Genomic DNA, 15,332 nt, shown 5'->3' with positions numbered 1-15,332 from the left:
CTGGGATGATCCTGGACGGCATGGAGGATTCCTCCGCCGCGATGACCGTCGACGCCCGCGGACTGGTGACGGGCTGGAGCGACGGTGCGCGGCGGCTCACCGGACACGCGGCCGAGGAGGTCGTCGGACGCCCCGCGCGGGACCTGCTCGCGCGGGGCGCACCCACCCGCCCCCTGTCCCGCGCCGACCCGGCGGGCACCGCCCTGTCCGGCACCGTCGTGGTCCGCCACCGGGACGGCCGCCCGGTGAGCCTCGGGCTGCGGATCCGCCCCCTGCGGGGCGCCGACGGCGCTCCCGGCGGCTACCTGGCCACCGCCGACGTGCCCGGCGGCCCGGCGCCCGCCCTGATCGACGACGCCGTACGGCAGGCCTCCCTGTCCATGTCCGTCCTCGACCCCGAGCTGCGCTTCGTACACGTCAACGACACCGCGTGCCGGATGATGGGCAGGCCCGCCGAGGAACTGCTCGGCCGCAGCCTGTCCGACACGCTGGCCGACTTCGAAGGTGACCCCCGGAGCTTCCTGCACCACCTGCGGGTGGCGGCCGACCGGGGACGGCCCGTCCAGTACGAGAGCTATGCCCCGGCGCCCGCGGGCAGCTGCCTGCACGCCTGGACCGTGGAGATCTGGCCGGTCCACGATGCCTCCGGCACGCTCACCGCCGTCGCCATGGCGGCGCTGGAGAGCACCGAGCAGCACCGGGCCCGGGAGCGGCTGGCCCTGTTGAACGCGGCCGGGGCGGTCGGCAGCACCCTCGACGTCGTCCGCACCGCCGAGGAACTGGTCGGGCTCCTCGTACCCCGGTTCGCCGGTTTCGCCAGCGTCGACCTGCTCGACTGGGTGCTCGGCACCGACGAGCCCCTCGCCGTGCCGCCCGGCTCCGGGGAACTGCGCCGGGTGGCCCACGTCTCCGCCACCGAGGGCTTCCCCACCCCCGCCGTGCACCTCGGCGGGCAGGAGATCCACCCGTCCGACAGCCCGCCCGTCCGGGCGGTACGGGAGGGCCGCGTCGTCCTCAGCGGCCCCGGCGACCCGGACTTCGACCGGTGGATGCGCACCCGAGAGGCCGAGACCCCGCACAACCGCCCGTTCCGCGAAGCCGTCTGCTCGACCCTGTCCGTCCCCCTGCGTGCCCGCGGCACCACCCTGGGCGTCGTGCTGGCCGCCCGGACCGCGCCCCGGGAGCCGTACGCCGCGGAGGACGCCGTACTCGCCGAGGAACTGGTCTCCCGGGCAGCCGTCTCCATGGACAACGCCCGCCGCTTCGCCCGCGAGCGCTCCACGGCCCTGGCGATCCAGCACAGCCTGCTCCCCAGGGACCTGCCCGGCCAGGCCGCGGTCGAGGTGGCCCACCGCTACCTCCCCTCCGCGTCCGCGGCGGGCATCGGCGGCGACTGGTTCGACGTCATCCCGCTCTCCGGCACCCGCGTCGGCCTCGTCGTCGGCGACGTCGTGGGCCACGGCATCCCGTCGACGGCGACCATGGGCCGCCTGTGCACGGCCGTCCGCACCCTCGCCGACGTCGATCTGCCCCCGGACGAGCTCCTCACCCACCTCGACGACCTCGTCTCCCACCTCGCGGCCGGCGGCGCGTACGACGGCGGCGGCACGGAGGTCGCCGAACTGGGAGCCACCTGCCTGTACGCCGTGTACGACCCCGTCTCCCGCCGACTGGCCCTGGCCGCCGCCGGTCACCCGGCACCCGCCGTCCTCCTCCCGGACGGCACCACCCGCCTCGTCGACATGACCGCCGGGCCGCCGCTCGGCGTCGGCGGACTGCCCTTCGAGGCGACGGAGCTGGAGCTGCCGGAGGGCTCCGTCGTCGCCCTCTACACCGACGGACTGGTCGAGGACCGGGACCGCGACGTCGACCACGCCACCACGGAACTGTGCCGGGCGCTGGCCGCCCCCGCGACCTCCCTGGAGGCACTGTGCGACGGCGTCCTCAAGGCCGTGCTGCCCGAGGAGCCCGGTGACGACGTCGCGCTCCTGCTGGCCCGCACCCGCGCGCTGGGCGAGGACCGGGTGCGCACCTGGGACGTCCCTCCCGACCCCGCCGGAGTGGCGGCCGCCAGGCGGTCCGTCGGCGAACAGCTGACGGCCTGGGGGCTGGACGACACGGCCTTCGTCACCGAACTCGTGGTCAGCGAACTGGTCACCAACGCGATCCGCTACGGCGAGCCGCCCATCCAGTTGCGCCTCATCCGCCACACCGCGCTCATCTGCGAGGTCTCCGACGCCAGCTCCACCTCGCCCCACCTGCGCCGCGCCCACGCCTTCGACGAGGGCGGCCGGGGCCTGCTCCTGGTCGCCCAGCTCACCCAGCGCTGGGGCAGCCGCCAGACGGACACCGGCAAGACCATCTGGGCCGAACAGCCCCTGCCCCCGGAGTGAACCGGCCGTGCGGCCCCTGCTCCGGCCCGCCCCTACTCCTCGCCGTGCTCCGCGGCCACCCGCGCCAGCGTCCGGCCGGTGCGCGCGGACCGGGCCCGCCGGGGATCGGGGGTGCCGTGCCCGCGCCCGCCGCCGGCCGTCTTGACCAGCAGCCACGCCGCGTCCGCGCCGGCGTCGCCGTCCGGGCCGCCGCGGAACCGGGTCAGCGCGTACTCGCCGCGCAGCTTCGCGCCGTGCAGCCGGAACCGGGCGTGCCCGTGCGCGAGCGACTCGGCGAAGTCGACGGGCCGTCCCCGCCGGTCGTGGCTCAGCGGGTCGTAGGTGCCGTGGTCCCACACGATGACCGTGCCGCCCCCGTACTCACCCGCCGGGATCACGCCCTCGAACTCCTCGTACTCCAGCGGATGGTCCTCCGTCGGCACCGCGAGCCGCTTGTCGCGCGGGTCGGCCGACGGCCCCTTCGGCACGGACCAGGACTTCAGCACGTCGGCCACCTGCAGGCGGAAGTCGAAGTGCAGGGTGCTCGCGTCGTGGATCTGCACGACGAAGCGCGGTGGCCCGTCCCCACCCGGGGCTCCGCCCTCGCCGGGCGCCCCCGGCCCCGCGGGCTCCCCGGTGCGGCCGAAGTCCCGTTTGCCGTGGTAGTCCCGCAGCCCGTCGTCCTCACCGTCCACCTGCCGCTCCTTCCCGGGAGCCCTCGATCCTCACCGGCCCGGGCCGGGTACCCCGCTCAGAACTCCTCGTGCACCTCCGGGTCGCCGCCGATCCGCCGGTGGACGCGGTCCGCCACCGCGCGCAGCTGCTCGGCGTCCAGTTCGAAGCCGAAGACGTCCAGGTTCGCCCGCTGCCGCGCCGGGTCGGCGGACTTCGGGATCGGCACCGCGCCCAGCTGGGTGTGCCAGCGCAGGACCGCCTGGGCGGGCGTCACACCGTGCGCCGCGGCGACCGCGGCGACGGCGGGGTCGTCCAGCAGGTCGCTGCCCCGGCCCAGCGGGCTCCAGCTCTCGGTGCGGATGCCCTTGCGCTCGTGGTAGGCGCGCAGCTCGTCCTGCGGGAGGAGCGGGTGCAGCTCGATCTGGTTGACGGACGGCAGGACGCCCGTCTCCCGCTCCAGCCGCTCGATGTGCTCCGCCGTGAAGTTGGAGACGCCCACCGAACGTACGAGGCCGTCCTCGCGCAGCTTGACCATGGCCTTCCAGGAGTCGACGTACTTGTCCACGCGCGGCAGCGGCCAGTGGATCAGGTACAGGTCGACGTACTCCAGACCGAGACGGGCGCGGGACTCCTCGAAGGAGGCGAGCGTCTCCTCGTAGCCGTGGTGCCGGCCGGGCAGCTTGGTCGTCACGACGATCTCCTCGCGGGGGAGACCGGCGGAGGCGACCCCGCGGCCGACGCCGGTCTCGTTGCGGTAGTTCGTCGCCGTGTCGATCAGGCGGTACCCCGTCTCCAGGGCGGCGCGGACCGCCCGTTCGGCCTCCTCGTCCTTCATCGGCCAGGTGCCCAGGCCCAGGGCGGGGAGGCTGGTGCCGTCGTTGAGCGTGTACGCGGGAATGCTGATCACCGTGGGACCTTCCCTCGACTGTGCGCGGCGGTGTGCCGCCCGTCCAGCCTCGCCCAGGCAGCGACCGGTGATCAACCGGACGGCGCGGCGGAGGGTCTGCCACGATCTCCGCATGACGACGGACAGCGCGAAGGACAGCGCGAGGGACAGCGCCAGGGACACGGCAACGGACGGGAGGACGGGAATCGAGGTGGAACCGGTCGCCGGACACATCGGCGCCGAGATCCGCGGCGTCGACCTGGCGGCGGGCCTCGACGCCGCACAGGTCGCGGCGGTGCGGTCGGCGGTACTGCGCTGGAAGGTGGTGTTCTTCCGCGACCAGCGCCTCGACCACGCCGGGCACGTCGCGTTCGCCCGTCTCTTCGGCGAGCCGGTCGTCCTGCCCCGGCGCGGCAAGGCCTCCCCGGCCGGCTTCCCGGAGATCGAGACGACCGCCGACCGGCTGGAGCTGGGCGAGCGCTTCGGGATGGAGCACGACGAGTGGCTGCGGCGCCGGCGCCACACACTGCTGCGCGGCTGGCACTGCGACCACGGCGCCCGCGTCGACCCGCCGGCCGCGACCGTCCTGCGCGCCGAGACGGTACCCCCCTACGGCGGCGACACCACCTGGGCGAACCTCGCCGCCGCCTACGCCGGACTGTCCGCCCCGCTGCGCGCCTTCGTCGACACCCTGCGCGCCGAACACCGCCTCGGCGTCGGCTACCAGCCCCGGCCCGGCGACGACGCGTACGTCCGGCACCTTCTGCACCACCAGACCGCGACGGTGCACCCGCTGGTCCGGGTCCACCCGGAGACGGGGGAGCGGGTGCTGTTCGTCAACGGCTACTACGTCGAGCAGATCGCCGGGCTCTCCCGCCCGGAGAGCGCGGCGATCCTGGAACTCCTCGTCGAGCAGGCCACCCGCCCCGAGTACACGGTCCGCTTCCGCTGGGAGCCCGGCAGCGTCGCCTTCTGGGACAACCGGGCCACCATCCACCTCGCCCCCGGCGACCACGCCCACCTCGACCACCCCCGGACCATGCACCGGGTGATGCTGACCGGCGACGTACCCGTGGGCGTCGACGGCACCCCCTCGGAGCCGGTCGTCGGCAGCGAGGCGGGCCGCTGGTGAGGCGGCTGCGGCCTGCGGGGGGCCCGCCGGTCACCCGAGCGGGATCGTCACCTCGTCCTCGACCGGCGGGTCCACCTCCTGCGCCCGGTTCCCCGTGGCGGCGTAACAGCGCAGCCTGACCGCCTCCGGCGTCACGTCCAGACGCAGGAAGCACTTGAAGAAGGGCGGGCTGTACGTCGCCGACCCCGGCGAGAACACCGACGTGTAGATCTTGCGCACGGGCAGCCGGAACCGCTTGCGGCGCTCGGGCCGCCGCGCGGTGCCGAGCAGCCCGGCCACGATCCGGGTGCGCCGGGTGACCCGCGCGCCGTCCCCCGGCGCGCGGCCGGTGCGGATGCCGAGGCGTTCGGCGATCACGGCCGTCGCCTCGGCCTCCGTGAGGGTGAACAGGCGCCGCATCCGCAGCCGGCGGCCGTACAGCGCGCTGTAGAAGGCCAGCGAGTCGCCGCGCAGCGGATAGGAGCGGAAGTCGTCCTCGGTGACGCCGGCCACCGAGACGCGCGGGATGGTGTGCGTGGCGTGCATGAACGCACCCCCGCCGCCCGCCACGACGTACTGCACGGTGCGGCCGTCCACGTCGACCGGGTAGCGCTGGTAGTTGTGGATGTCGCCGCCGATCGCCGCGACGTAGTGGTGGGCCGGGTCGCGCACGATGTCGTCGACCGTGCCGCCGCCCTCGATCTCGCACGGGTGGTGCTCGCCGTCCACGTACAGGGGCGAGCCGGTGACCAGGATCTTCGGCCGGTCTCCCGCCGACACCTCGCGCAGCCAGGCACCCTGCTCGGCGTCGACGGTGCCCAGCAGACCGGTGTCGATGCCGACGATCCTGACCGGACCGGCGTCGACGGCCCAGTACGGTCCCGGCTGAGCGGCCTGCTGGGAGGGCGCCGGGCGCAGCTCGCGCGCCTCGGTCAGTCGGGCACCGTCCTCCGGACGCGGCCGGTGCCACAACAGGGACCGCAGCCACGCGCGGGAGAACCGGCGCGGCGCGGCCTCCGGGGCGAGGGGCGGGGCGTCGTCGCAGAAGACCCGCATGAAGCCGCCCAGGTCCTCGTACCAGTCGTGGTTCCCCGGTATCGCGTATATGGGCGCCCGGTAGTCGCGGTAGGGGCGGAAGAACTTCGTGCCGTAGTCGTCGGCGCTGCCCACCGGGTAGATCACGTCGCTCGCGAGGACCGCGAACCGGGTGTCCCGGCCGGCCTCCAACAACCCGGGCACGACGGCGTACTGGGGATCGTCGCCCTCGCCCGTGTCACCGATGACCAGGAAGGAGAACCGGTCGGGGTCGTCCCGCCCGATCACCTTGTCGGCCGGTGCGCCGGCCGCCGCCCGCTGCGCCACCCAGCGGGAGCGGGTCCGGCCCGTGGGGTCCCCGAACCAGGAGGCCAGCACGCCGTTGCGGGCGGCCCACAGCGTTCTCGGGCTCAGCCAGGACAGCTTCTCGGTGCGCCCCGGCATGAGCGCTCGGTAGGCGCCGGGCTCGGCGGAGCCCCAGCCGGCGCCTTCGGCTGAATCGCGTGAGGAGTTGGACACCCGGGCACGGTAACAACGCCCGTACCCGGGGCCGGACGTGGGGAGGCACGCCAACTCCCGCCCAGGACGGGCCGTTTCGGGGCGTCCGGGGTCAGAACGTCCGCTTCAGGAGGTCGAGCAGGGCCGTCCAGTGCCGCTCGGTCGCCTCCGGGTCGTAGGCCGAGGTGTCGGCCTGCGTGTAGCCGTGGTGGGCGCCGGCGTAGACCTCGCAGCGGTGCCGGACACCGGCCGCCGTCAGGGCCGCCGACAGGCGCTCCTGCTGCTCGGCGTCCATTCCCGGATCCTGGTCCGCGTGGGCGAAGTACGCCTCGGCGGTGATGTCCCCGGCCACCAGGTGCGGGCTGTGCGGCCCGTCCGTCGCCAGGTTGGCGCCGTGGAACCCGGCGACCGCGGCGACCCGGTCCGGATACGTCCCCGCGGTGCGCAGGGCGAGCGCGGCGCCCATGCAGTAGCCGACGAGCGCGACCGGACCGTCGGCCGCCTCCGGACGGCCGGCCAGCAGGCGCAGGTAGGCGTCGGCGTCCCGCATCGCCAGGTCCGGGGTCAGCGACCGCATGATCGGCCCGAGCCGTTCGAAGATCTCCGGCCGCGCCCGCGGGTCGATGAACCCGGGCAGCTCCACGACGGGAGTCCGTCCACTGCGGTAGAAGACGTTCGGCACCAGGACGGTGTACCCGGCACCGGCCAGCCGGTCGGCCATCGACCGCAGGCTCGGACGCAGCCCGAAGGCGTCCATGTACAGCAGGACCGCGGGATGCGGTCCCCCGTCGGCCGGACGGGTCAGATAGGCGTCGGCGGTGCCGTCGCCGGTGGGGATGTCGAGGGCCGTTCCCGCTGTGGCGGTCATGGTGTGGCCTGCCTCTCTCTGTTCGTGCGGTCGGGCGGCGGACGTCTCGCTACTCGAACCGGGTCGTGTCGCCCGCGCCGTGCCGCACGATCTCCGCCTCGCCGCCGGAGAAGTCGACGACCGTGGTGGGCTCGGTGCCGCAGTCCCCGGAGTCGACGACCGCGTCCAGCACGTGGTCGAGCCGGTCCTTGATCTCCCAGCCCTGCGTCATCGGCTCCTCCTCGTCGGGCAGCAACAGCGTGCTGGACAGCAGCGGTTCACCGAGCTCGGCGAGCAGGGCCTGGGTGACGACGTGGTCGGGGATGCGCACGCCCACCGTCTTCTTCTTCGGGTGCTGGAGCGCGCGCGGCACCTCCCTCGTCGCGGGCAGGATGAAGGTGTAGCTGCCGGGCGTCGAGGCCTTGATCGCCCGGAACACGTCGTTGTCGATCTGCACGAACTGCCCGAGCTGCGCGAAGTCCTGGCAGACGAGGGTGAAGTGGTGCCGGTTGTCCAGCTGCCGGATCGACCGGATGCGGTCGATCCCGTCGCGGCTGCCCAGTCGGCAGCCCAGTGCGTAGCAGGAGTCCGTCGGATACGCGATCAGCGCGCCGGAGCGGACGCTGTCGGCGACCTGGGCGATGCTGCGCGGCTGGGGGTTGTCGGGGTGCACGTCGAAGTACTTCGCCATTCACCGAGCTTATGCCCGCTCGCCCGCTCCGCCCGACAGGCTCCGGCGCGGCCCCGCCGCCGACGCCGGAGGGGTCCCGTGCGCGGAGCCATGAGGTAACGTCCCGAACCTGGGCCGGGGACGGGGCGAGACGAGGAGAAGGCCGACGTGGCGGGCCGACAGGACGGCGGACGGCAGCGGACGTCCGGGGCCGGTGAGCCCGCGGGATGGGCGCAGGAACTGCTCGACCACCTGCGGCCGGCCGGCCGCGATCTGAACCGGGTCGTGGCGTGGCTCGCGGGCATCGCGCGGGCGGCCGTCGCGCTGCAGGACGACACCGGCCGGCTGCTGGCCGGCACCCGGGTCCCGCTGGACGACGTCCTGGTCGCCGACCTCACCTCCGGCCGGATCGCGTCCGCCGCCCTGGAGGACCGGGGCCGCCATCTGCGGCTGGTGCGCGTGGAACGGTCCCGTCCGGCACCGGCCACCGTCCTCGCGGTCGCCCGCGAGGAGCCCTTCGACCGGCGCGTCTCCGACATCGTCACGCACGCCGCCCAGGTGCTGGAGCTGCTGCTGGCCGGCCACGAGTCGACCGCGGCCGGACACCGGCTGCGGCGGGCCACCTCCGACCTGCGCCTGGCCATTCTGCAACTGCTGATGGTGGAGGACACCGTCTCCGCCCGCCGCGTGGCCGCCGGACTCTGGCCCGGCCTCCTCGACACCGACACGGCCTGCGTCTACGTCGTGGAGAGCAGCCCCGCCGAACGGGACCGCCTCGCCGAGGAGTGCTTGTCGGCGACGGGGGAACGGGCGCTGGTCGTGCGGTGCCCGGCGGTCGACGGACACGTCATCGTGCTCGCCCCGCGCGACACGGCCGGGCAGGAACTGCGCACGCTCGTCGGCCGCCGCCCCGGCGTGTTCGTCGGCGGCAGCGCCCGGCAGGGCCTGGCCCGCACCGCGGCCGCCTACGGACAGGCCGTCAGCGCCCTGGCCGTGGCCCGGTTCCGCCCGGAGAAGGCGGCCCTGTACGCCGAGCGGACCCGCCCCGAGCGGCTGATGGACCCGGCGGCGCTGCACGACTGGACGGCGGACGTGCTGAGCCCGCTGGACAGGCTGTCGCACCACACCCGCGCCGAACTGATCGCCACCACCCGGCTCGGTCTGGAGTTCACCGCCGTCAACGCGGCGAAGGTCCTCGGCGTCAGCCGCAACACGGTCCGCGCCCGCATGGACCGGGTCGAGTCGCTGCTGCGCACGGACTTCGCCGACCTGACCGTCCGGGCCGCCGTCCACCTGGCCCTGAACGCCCAGGTGGGCCTCGCCGAACCTCCGCCGGGCGCCGGCGCACGGGCAGGCGCCGCCCGGCTCACCGACCTGCTGGCCGGGCCCGCGCTGCGCACCTGGGCCGTCGACCTGCTCGGCCGCCTCGACCCGGACGGCCGGGACCTGCGGCGCACCCTGCGCACCTGGATCGCCGCGGGCGGCAACGCCGAGCGTGCCGCCCAGCAGCTCGGCATGCACGCGCAGACCGTCCGCGAGCACGTCCGCAGCGCCGAACCCGTCCTCGAACGCCAGTTGCTCGCCGCGGGCAGCGACCTGTACGAGGTCGTGCTGGCCCACCTGGCGGCCGGTGACCTCGGCCAGCCGCTCCTGCACGGGACGAAACCGGGCCATCCGGACTCACCTGTGCACGAGTGAGTGCTCCGGGCCCGGCAGCGGGCACCGGCACGATTCACAACGGCGGACCCGTCCACGTAGGTTCGACGGGACGGGGGCACGACCGGAACGGGGGACCGGTCGCGCCCCCTCGGCCGTCCGGCGGAACATGCCGCGGCCGCGGGGTCCGGGCCGGTCAGCCGTGGGGCAGGATCACCGCGCGGCCGTTGACCCTGCCCTCGTGCAGCCGCTCGTAGGCGAGCGGGGCGTCGTCCAGGGAGTACGTCTCGGTGTGCACCGACACGGCACCGGAGCGGGCCAGGTTCAGCACCTCGATCAGCTCGCTGCGGCTGCCCCAGTAGGGGGCGTTGACCGACACCTCGAACGGCAGCATGCCGAAGCCGACGGGCAGCGATCCGCCGCCGATGCCGACCAGGGTGACATCGCCCTCGACGGCCGCGACGGCTCCGGCGGTCTGCACGGTGGGCGCCACGCCGACGAAGTCGAACACGGCCTCGGCACCGAGACCGCCGGTGATCTCGCGCACCGCGTCCGCGGCCTTCGCGTCCGAGAGCACCGCCTCGTGCGCGCCCACCGCACGGGCGAGGCGCAGCTTCTCCTCGCTGACGTCCAGGGCGACCACCCGGGCGGACGTCAGGGCGCGCAGCAGCTGGATGGCGACGTGGCCGAGACCACCGGTGCCGATGACCACCGCGGTGGAGCCGGGGACCAGCTTGGGCAGCGACCGCTTGATCGCGTGGTACGGCGTCAGTCCGGCGTCGGTGAGCGGCACCGCCGCGACCGGGTCGAGCCCGTCCAGCGGGACCAGGTGCCGGGGGTCGTCGATCAGCAGGTACTCGGCCATGGACCCCGGACGCCCGAGCCCCGGCGGCCGGATGCCCAGCTCGTCGGCGCGCAGGCAGTAGTTCTCCTTGCCCTCCGCGCACTTGGCGCAGGTGCCGCAGCCCCAGGGCCCGTACACGGCGACCGCGTCGCCCTCGGCGAGCCCCGTCACCCCGGCGCCGAGCGCGGCCACGGTGCCGACGCCCTCGTGGCCGAGGGTGAGCGGCAGCTCGTACGGGAAGCCCTCGGCGGGCCAGCTCATCACCGCGATGTCGGAGTGGCAGACTCCGGCCGCGGTCACCTTCAACAGCACCTGGCCGGGGCCCGGCTCCGGGTCCGGGACGGTGACGACCTCGGGCGGGGCGCCGATGGTGCGGTACTGCAGTGCCTTCATGATCGAACTCCTTTGTTCTCTTCCCCCGGACTTCCCCCGGACTTCCCCCTCGGACGGGTGAGTGCCGGTCAGACGGCGGTGTAGGCGCCGTCGACCAGGTGATAGCTGCCCGCGACGAAGGACGCGCGGTCGGACAGCAGGAAGGCGATCAGCTCCGCGACCTCCTCCGAGCGCCCGAGGCGGCCGGCCGGGTGCAGGGCGACCAGCCCCTTGTAGGCGGCCTCGTCCATGGTCTTGAGCAGGGGGGTGTCGATGAAGCCCGGACCGACCGCGTTGATCCGGATGCCGCGGGCGGCGTACTCGGCGGCGGCCGCCTTCGTCAGCCCGACCACGCCGTGCTTGGCGGCGACGTAGGCGGGGGAGCCGGCGAAGCCGACCGAGCCGAGGATGGAGGCGACGTTCACGATCGAGCCGCCCTTGCCGGCCGCCTCGATGGCGGGCAGTTCGTAGCGCATCGAGTAGAAGACGCCGTCGAGGTTGGTGCGCACGACGCGCTGGTAGGCCGCCACGTCGTACTCGCCGGTCGGGGCGCTGGGGCCGCCGATGCCGGCGTTGTTGACGGCGAGGTCCAGCGAGCCGAACGTGTCGACGGCGAACCCGACGGCCGCCTCGACGGACTCCGGACGGGTGACGTCCAGCTCGACCGCGGCGGCCTCGACGCCACCGGCCCGCAGCTCGGCGGCGGCCTTCTCGGCGCCCTCGGCGTTGAAGTCGGCGACGACGACCCGGGCGCCGCCGGCGCCGAGCCGGCGGGCGGTGGCCAGGCCGATGCCGGAGGCGGCACCGGTGACGAGGGCGGTACGGCCGGCGAACTCGGCGGCGTACCCGGTGGTGGCGGGGGTGGTTCCGGTGGTGCTCATGGTGCTGTTCTCACTCTTCGGTGGTGCTTTCGGGGGTCGCGGCCGCGGCCTCCGAGGTCAGGGCGTCGTAGGCCTGCTCCACGAGGGCGGCGAGGTCTGCGGCTGCCGAGTCCCCCTCACCGCCGCGCGCCCACAGGCGCAGGGCGGCGATCAGGACCCCGGCGGCGGCGTCGACGACGGCGGCCGGGCGCACGTCCCGGACGTCGTCGCTGCCGAGCCGGGCGGCGACGATGCGGATCGACTCCTCCTGGGCGTCGACCCGGATGCGCTGGTAGGCGGCGAACAGCTCGGGCTCGGTGTCGGCCAGGGCCAGCAGGCGGCGCATCCGGGGACGCACGTGCCAGGCCGGGTCCTCCCGGTCGGCCAGCCACTCCCGGACGGCCCTGCGATAGGCCAGCAGGGGCGGCTCCCCGGCGGGGCGGGAGCGCAGCAGCGCGTTGATCCGGTCGCCGTCCCGGCGGACGAAGTCGAGCGCCGCGTCCTCCTTGCCGGCGAAGTGCCGGCTGAACGTGCGGCGCGTGACGTCCGCGCGCTCGGCGATCGCCTCCACCGTGGTCGCCGCCGGCCCGTGCTCCAGGATCAGGTCGCAGGCGGCGGTGGCCAGCGCGTCGCGGGTCTGCCGCGCCTTGCGCTGCCGCCGGTCCTCGGTGGCGGGGGAGGGCTTCGTTGCCGTCATGTCTTCGAGCGTACACCTGAAAATGTCCCAGTGGGACATGTGACCCGTTGGGACATGAGCGCCCGGGGTGCCGCTGCCGCCGACCCGGTGAAAAGCGCCCGGTGTGCCGATCGAAGAGCCCCGGCACGGGGGAGCAGTGGGACTATGACCAGTTCAGCGTTTCATCGCACCATCGTTCTGCCCGCCCCCGTGTGCCGGCAGGCCGCACAGCACCTCGAGCAGGCCGTGCACAAGGCCATCGACGGTGCCGCCACACCGTGGCGCGCCTTCCGCGGGGCCGACGGCGACGACTTCGCCTTCTCCGTCCCGGTCGTCGAGCAGGCCGCGGGCTGCCTGCTGGTGCTGGCCGCCGAGAGCGCCCAGAGCCTGCGGCCCTCCGCGCTGCGCGCCCTGATCTCCGTGGCGCTGCACCTGCGGGACGCCGCCGAAGCGGTCCGGCGCCCCGCGGTCCCCAGCCCGGCGTGGTGAGCGCGGGCCGGGCGCGGCGGCGCGGGGACGCGGGGAAGGCGAAAACGGCGTGCCCCGGGCCTGAGCGTGTGTTTGGCTCGGCGGCATGGAGTTCACCCGCTTCCTCGACTGCCTCGCGACCGACCACGACCGGCTCCGGGACGTCGTCGAGACCGACCCCGACGCCCCGGTGCCCACCTGCCCCGGCTGGACCGTCGCCGATCTGACCCGTCACGTCGGCGAGGTCTACCTGCACAAGGCCGCCGCCATGTGCGACGGGGCCGAGCCCGAGCCCTGGCCGCCCGAGGAGTTCGCCGACGAGGCACCGACAAAGCTGCTCGACCGGGGCTACGCCGCGCTGCGCGCCGAGTTCGCCGCCCGCGCCCCCGAGGACCCGGCCGGCACCTGGTACGGGCCCGACCAGAGCGTCGGCTTCTGGATCCGGCGGATGGCGCAGGAGACCGTCGTCCACCGCATCGACGCCGAACTCGCCACCGGACGGCCCGTCGACGCCGTACCCGACGACCTCGCCGTGGACGGCGTCGACGAACTGCTGAAGGTCTTCGCCGCGTACTCGGTGGCGGAGTGGGGCGACTACTTCACCGAGATCCTGGACGGCTCGCCGGGGCGCACGTTCCTGGTGCGGGCCAGCGACCACGCCGCCTGGCGGGTGCGGACCGGACCGGGCGAGTTCACCGTCACGGACGGCGCGGGCGACGGCACGGCCGACGCGACGCTGAGCGGCCCGCCGGAGAGTGTGCTGCGGTCGCTGTGGAACCGGGCGGGCGCCGACGGGGACCGCGGTGTGACCGTCGAGGGCGACCTCGGGGCCCTGGCGGAGCTGCGGAGCTGCATCGTCGTGGCGACCCAGTGAGCGGATGTCCCGGGGGCGGCGGTGCCGCGGGCGTCAGGCCCCGACGAGGCGCAGCGCCCCCCACAGGGCCACCGTCGACGCGGCGACCGTGGCCGGTACGGTGAGCAGCCCCAGCGCGGTGAACCGGCCCAGCTCCACCTCGATGCCGTGCCGGTGCAGGATGCGCCGCCACAGCAGGGTCGCCAGCGAGCCGACGTAGGTCAGATTGGGGCCCAGGTTCACCCCGATCAGCACGGCGAGGACCTGGGCCGGCCCGGCGGGCGCGGCCAGCGGGAGCAGGGCGAGTACGGCGGGCAGGTTGTTGACGACGTTGGCCAGCACCGCGGCGACCGCCGCCACCCCGAGCAGCGCCGGCAGCGAGTCCCCGTCCGGCAGCAGCCGCCCCAGCCCGGTCGCCGACGCGCCCGCCAGCACCCCCTGCACCACGATGCCGAGGGCGAGTACGAACAGGCAGAACAGCGGCGCGGCGGCGCCCGCCATCTCCCGGGGCGTGACATGGCGGCGGGCCAGCGCCCGTGCCCCGAGCACCAGCACGCCGCCCAGCGCGGCCCAGGCGGGGTCCACCCCGGCCGGCGAGGCCACCGCGAACCCGGCCAGGGTCAGGGCCACGACGACCACGGTGAAACGGGGCACGGCGGGCGCGGGCGGCGCGGACGCCACGCCCGGCTCGGCACCGGGGGCGCCGCCCCGAGCCTTCGCGGGAGCGGGTCCGGCGGGACCGGCGGGACCGGTGGGACCGGTGGTGGGATCGGAGGGACCGGGGGCGACGGACACGGAGCCGACGCGGGCGGGGGCCGCGGACACCGGCTCGGCCAGGTCCGTGCGGAAGAAGCGGCGGAACACGGCGTACTCGACGGCGATCGCGGCCAGCCAGGGCAGCGCCATCAGCGCGGCGAACCGGGTGAAGGACAGCCCACTCGCCGTGAACGCCAGCAGGTTGGTCAGGTTGGAGACCGGCAGGAGCAGCGAGGCGGAGTTCGCCAGATGCGCGGTCGCGTACACGTGCGGGCGGGCCCGCGCACCGGCCCGGGAGGCGGTGGCCAGGACCACGGGGGTGAGCAGTACGGCGGTCGCGTCCAGACTGAGCACGGCCGTGACCGCACAGGCCACGGCGAAGACCCCGGTCAGCAGCCGCCGCGGACTGCCGCCGCACCTGCGGGCCACGGCGGCGCCGACGGCCTCGAACAGGCCCTCCTTGGCGCACAGGTACGCCAGCATCAGCACGAGTGCGAGGAAGACGACGACCGGCAGCAGCGTACGGGTCTGCTCCCACGCCCGGTGCGGGGAGACCATGCCGAGCGCCACGACCAGCACGGCGGCGGGCACGGCGGCCACCGCCTCCGGCAGCCCCCGGGGGCGCAGCACGGCGAAGGCCAGGACGCCCAGCAGCAGGACGACGGGCACGGCCTCGGAGAGGACGGTGGTACTCAGGACTGCTCCTCCACACCGGTGAGCCGGGCGGGACTTCGCTGACCGGCGAACGCGCTC

14 protein-coding genes are annotated in these 15,332 nt (G+C 74.8%); 5 read left to right on the top strand and 9 right to left on the bottom strand.

The window, feature by feature from the left end:
* The first annotated feature begins 20 nt into the window (after nt 1–20).
* Nucleotides 21–2,393: a SpoIIE family protein phosphatase gene (locus R2E43_RS02375; RefSeq protein ID WP_332055856.1), complete on the top strand. Its 2,373-nt coding sequence runs from the start codon at nt 21–23 to the stop codon at nt 2,391–2,393.
* Between the two features lie 32 nt (nt 2,394–2,425).
* On the opposite strand, the gene R2E43_RS02370 is transcribed toward R2E43_RS02375, so the two are convergent.
* Both R2E43_RS02370 and R2E43_RS02365 read right to left on the bottom strand, forming a co-directional pair.
* Nucleotides 2,426–3,067, bottom strand: a complete 642-nt coding sequence (locus R2E43_RS02370) for a DNA polymerase ligase N-terminal domain-containing protein (RefSeq protein WP_016328044.1) — start codon at nt 3,065–3,067, stop codon at nt 2,426–2,428.
* Nucleotides 3,068–3,123: 56 nt separating this feature from the next.
* The gene (locus tag R2E43_RS02365) at nt 3,124–3,954 is read right to left on the bottom strand and encodes an aldo/keto reductase (RefSeq protein ID WP_003971787.1); all 831 of its coding nucleotides are present in this window, start codon (nt 3,952–3,954) and stop codon (nt 3,124–3,126) included.
* Between the two features lie 112 nt (nt 3,955–4,066).
* Here R2E43_RS02365 and R2E43_RS02360 point away from each other — a divergent pair, with 112 nt between their 5' ends.
* Nucleotides 4,067–5,065, top strand: a complete 999-nt coding sequence (locus tag R2E43_RS02360) for a TauD/TfdA dioxygenase family protein (RefSeq protein ID WP_319705956.1) — start codon at nt 4,067–4,069, stop codon at nt 5,063–5,065.
* A 30-nt stretch (nt 5,066–5,095) separates the two neighbouring features.
* Here the strand turns inward: R2E43_RS02360 and R2E43_RS02355 are convergent, their stop codons facing one another.
* The 3 genes from R2E43_RS02355 to R2E43_RS02345 form a co-directional block, all read right to left on the bottom strand.
* Nucleotides 5,096–6,598: a metallophosphoesterase family protein gene (locus tag R2E43_RS02355; protein ID WP_319705955.1), complete on the bottom strand. Its 1,503-nt coding sequence runs from the start codon at nt 6,596–6,598 to the stop codon at nt 5,096–5,098.
* 91 nt (nt 6,599–6,689) lie between these two features.
* Nucleotides 6,690–7,445, bottom strand: coding sequence for a dienelactone hydrolase family protein (locus R2E43_RS02350; RefSeq protein ID WP_003971784.1), 756 nt, complete (start codon nt 7,443–7,445; stop codon nt 6,690–6,692).
* A gap of 49 nt (nt 7,446–7,494) precedes the next feature.
* Nucleotides 7,495–8,115, bottom strand: coding sequence for an L-threonylcarbamoyladenylate synthase (locus R2E43_RS02345; RefSeq protein WP_016328048.1), 621 nt, complete (start codon nt 8,113–8,115; stop codon nt 7,495–7,497).
* Between the two features lie 147 nt (nt 8,116–8,262).
* Here R2E43_RS02345 and R2E43_RS02340 point away from each other — a divergent pair, with 147 nt between their 5' ends.
* Complete coding sequence (locus R2E43_RS02340; protein ID WP_189285167.1) at nt 8,263–9,792, top strand: helix-turn-helix domain-containing protein; 1,530 nt, start codon at nt 8,263–8,265, stop codon at nt 9,790–9,792.
* 154 nt (nt 9,793–9,946) lie between these two features.
* Here the strand turns inward: R2E43_RS02340 and R2E43_RS02335 are convergent, their stop codons facing one another.
* The 3 genes from R2E43_RS02335 to R2E43_RS02325 form a co-directional block, all read right to left on the bottom strand.
* Entirely contained in the window at nt 9,947–10,987 is a 1,041-nt protein-coding gene (locus tag R2E43_RS02335) for an NAD(P)-dependent alcohol dehydrogenase (protein WP_003971781.1), read from the bottom strand.
* Between the two features lie 68 nt (nt 10,988–11,055).
* Nucleotides 11,056–11,847 (bottom strand): SDR family NAD(P)-dependent oxidoreductase, encoded by a 792-nt coding sequence (locus R2E43_RS02330; RefSeq protein WP_003971780.1) that lies wholly within the window; start codon nt 11,845–11,847, stop codon nt 11,056–11,058.
* A gap of 10 nt (nt 11,848–11,857) precedes the next feature.
* Entirely contained in the window at nt 11,858–12,523 is a 666-nt protein-coding gene (locus R2E43_RS02325; RefSeq protein WP_003971779.1) for a TetR/AcrR family transcriptional regulator, read from the bottom strand.
* 144 nt (nt 12,524–12,667) lie between these two features.
* Between R2E43_RS02325 and R2E43_RS02320 the strand changes: the two genes are divergently transcribed.
* Nucleotides 12,668–12,991: a hypothetical protein gene (locus tag R2E43_RS02320; RefSeq protein WP_003971778.1), complete on the top strand. Its 324-nt coding sequence runs from the start codon at nt 12,668–12,670 to the stop codon at nt 12,989–12,991.
* Nucleotides 12,992–13,076: 85 nt separating this feature from the next.
* On the top strand, nt 13,077–13,844 hold the full coding sequence (locus tag R2E43_RS02315; RefSeq protein ID WP_332055855.1) for a maleylpyruvate isomerase family mycothiol-dependent enzyme: 768 nt from the start codon (nt 13,077–13,079) through the stop codon (nt 13,842–13,844).
* Nucleotides 13,845–13,877: 33 nt separating this feature from the next.
* On the opposite strand, the gene R2E43_RS02310 is transcribed toward R2E43_RS02315, so the two are convergent.
* Nucleotides 13,878–15,248 (bottom strand): SLC13 family permease, encoded by a 1,371-nt coding sequence (locus R2E43_RS02310; protein WP_332055854.1) that lies wholly within the window; start codon nt 15,246–15,248, stop codon nt 13,878–13,880.
* Between the last annotated feature and the right edge of the window lie 84 nt (nt 15,249–15,332).

The organism is Streptomyces violaceoruber (assembly GCF_033406955.1).
GTDB classification, from domain to species: domain Bacteria; phylum Actinomycetota; class Actinomycetes; order Streptomycetales; family Streptomycetaceae; genus Streptomyces; species Streptomyces violaceoruber.
This window is presented reverse-complemented; position numbering and strand designations above follow the sequence as displayed.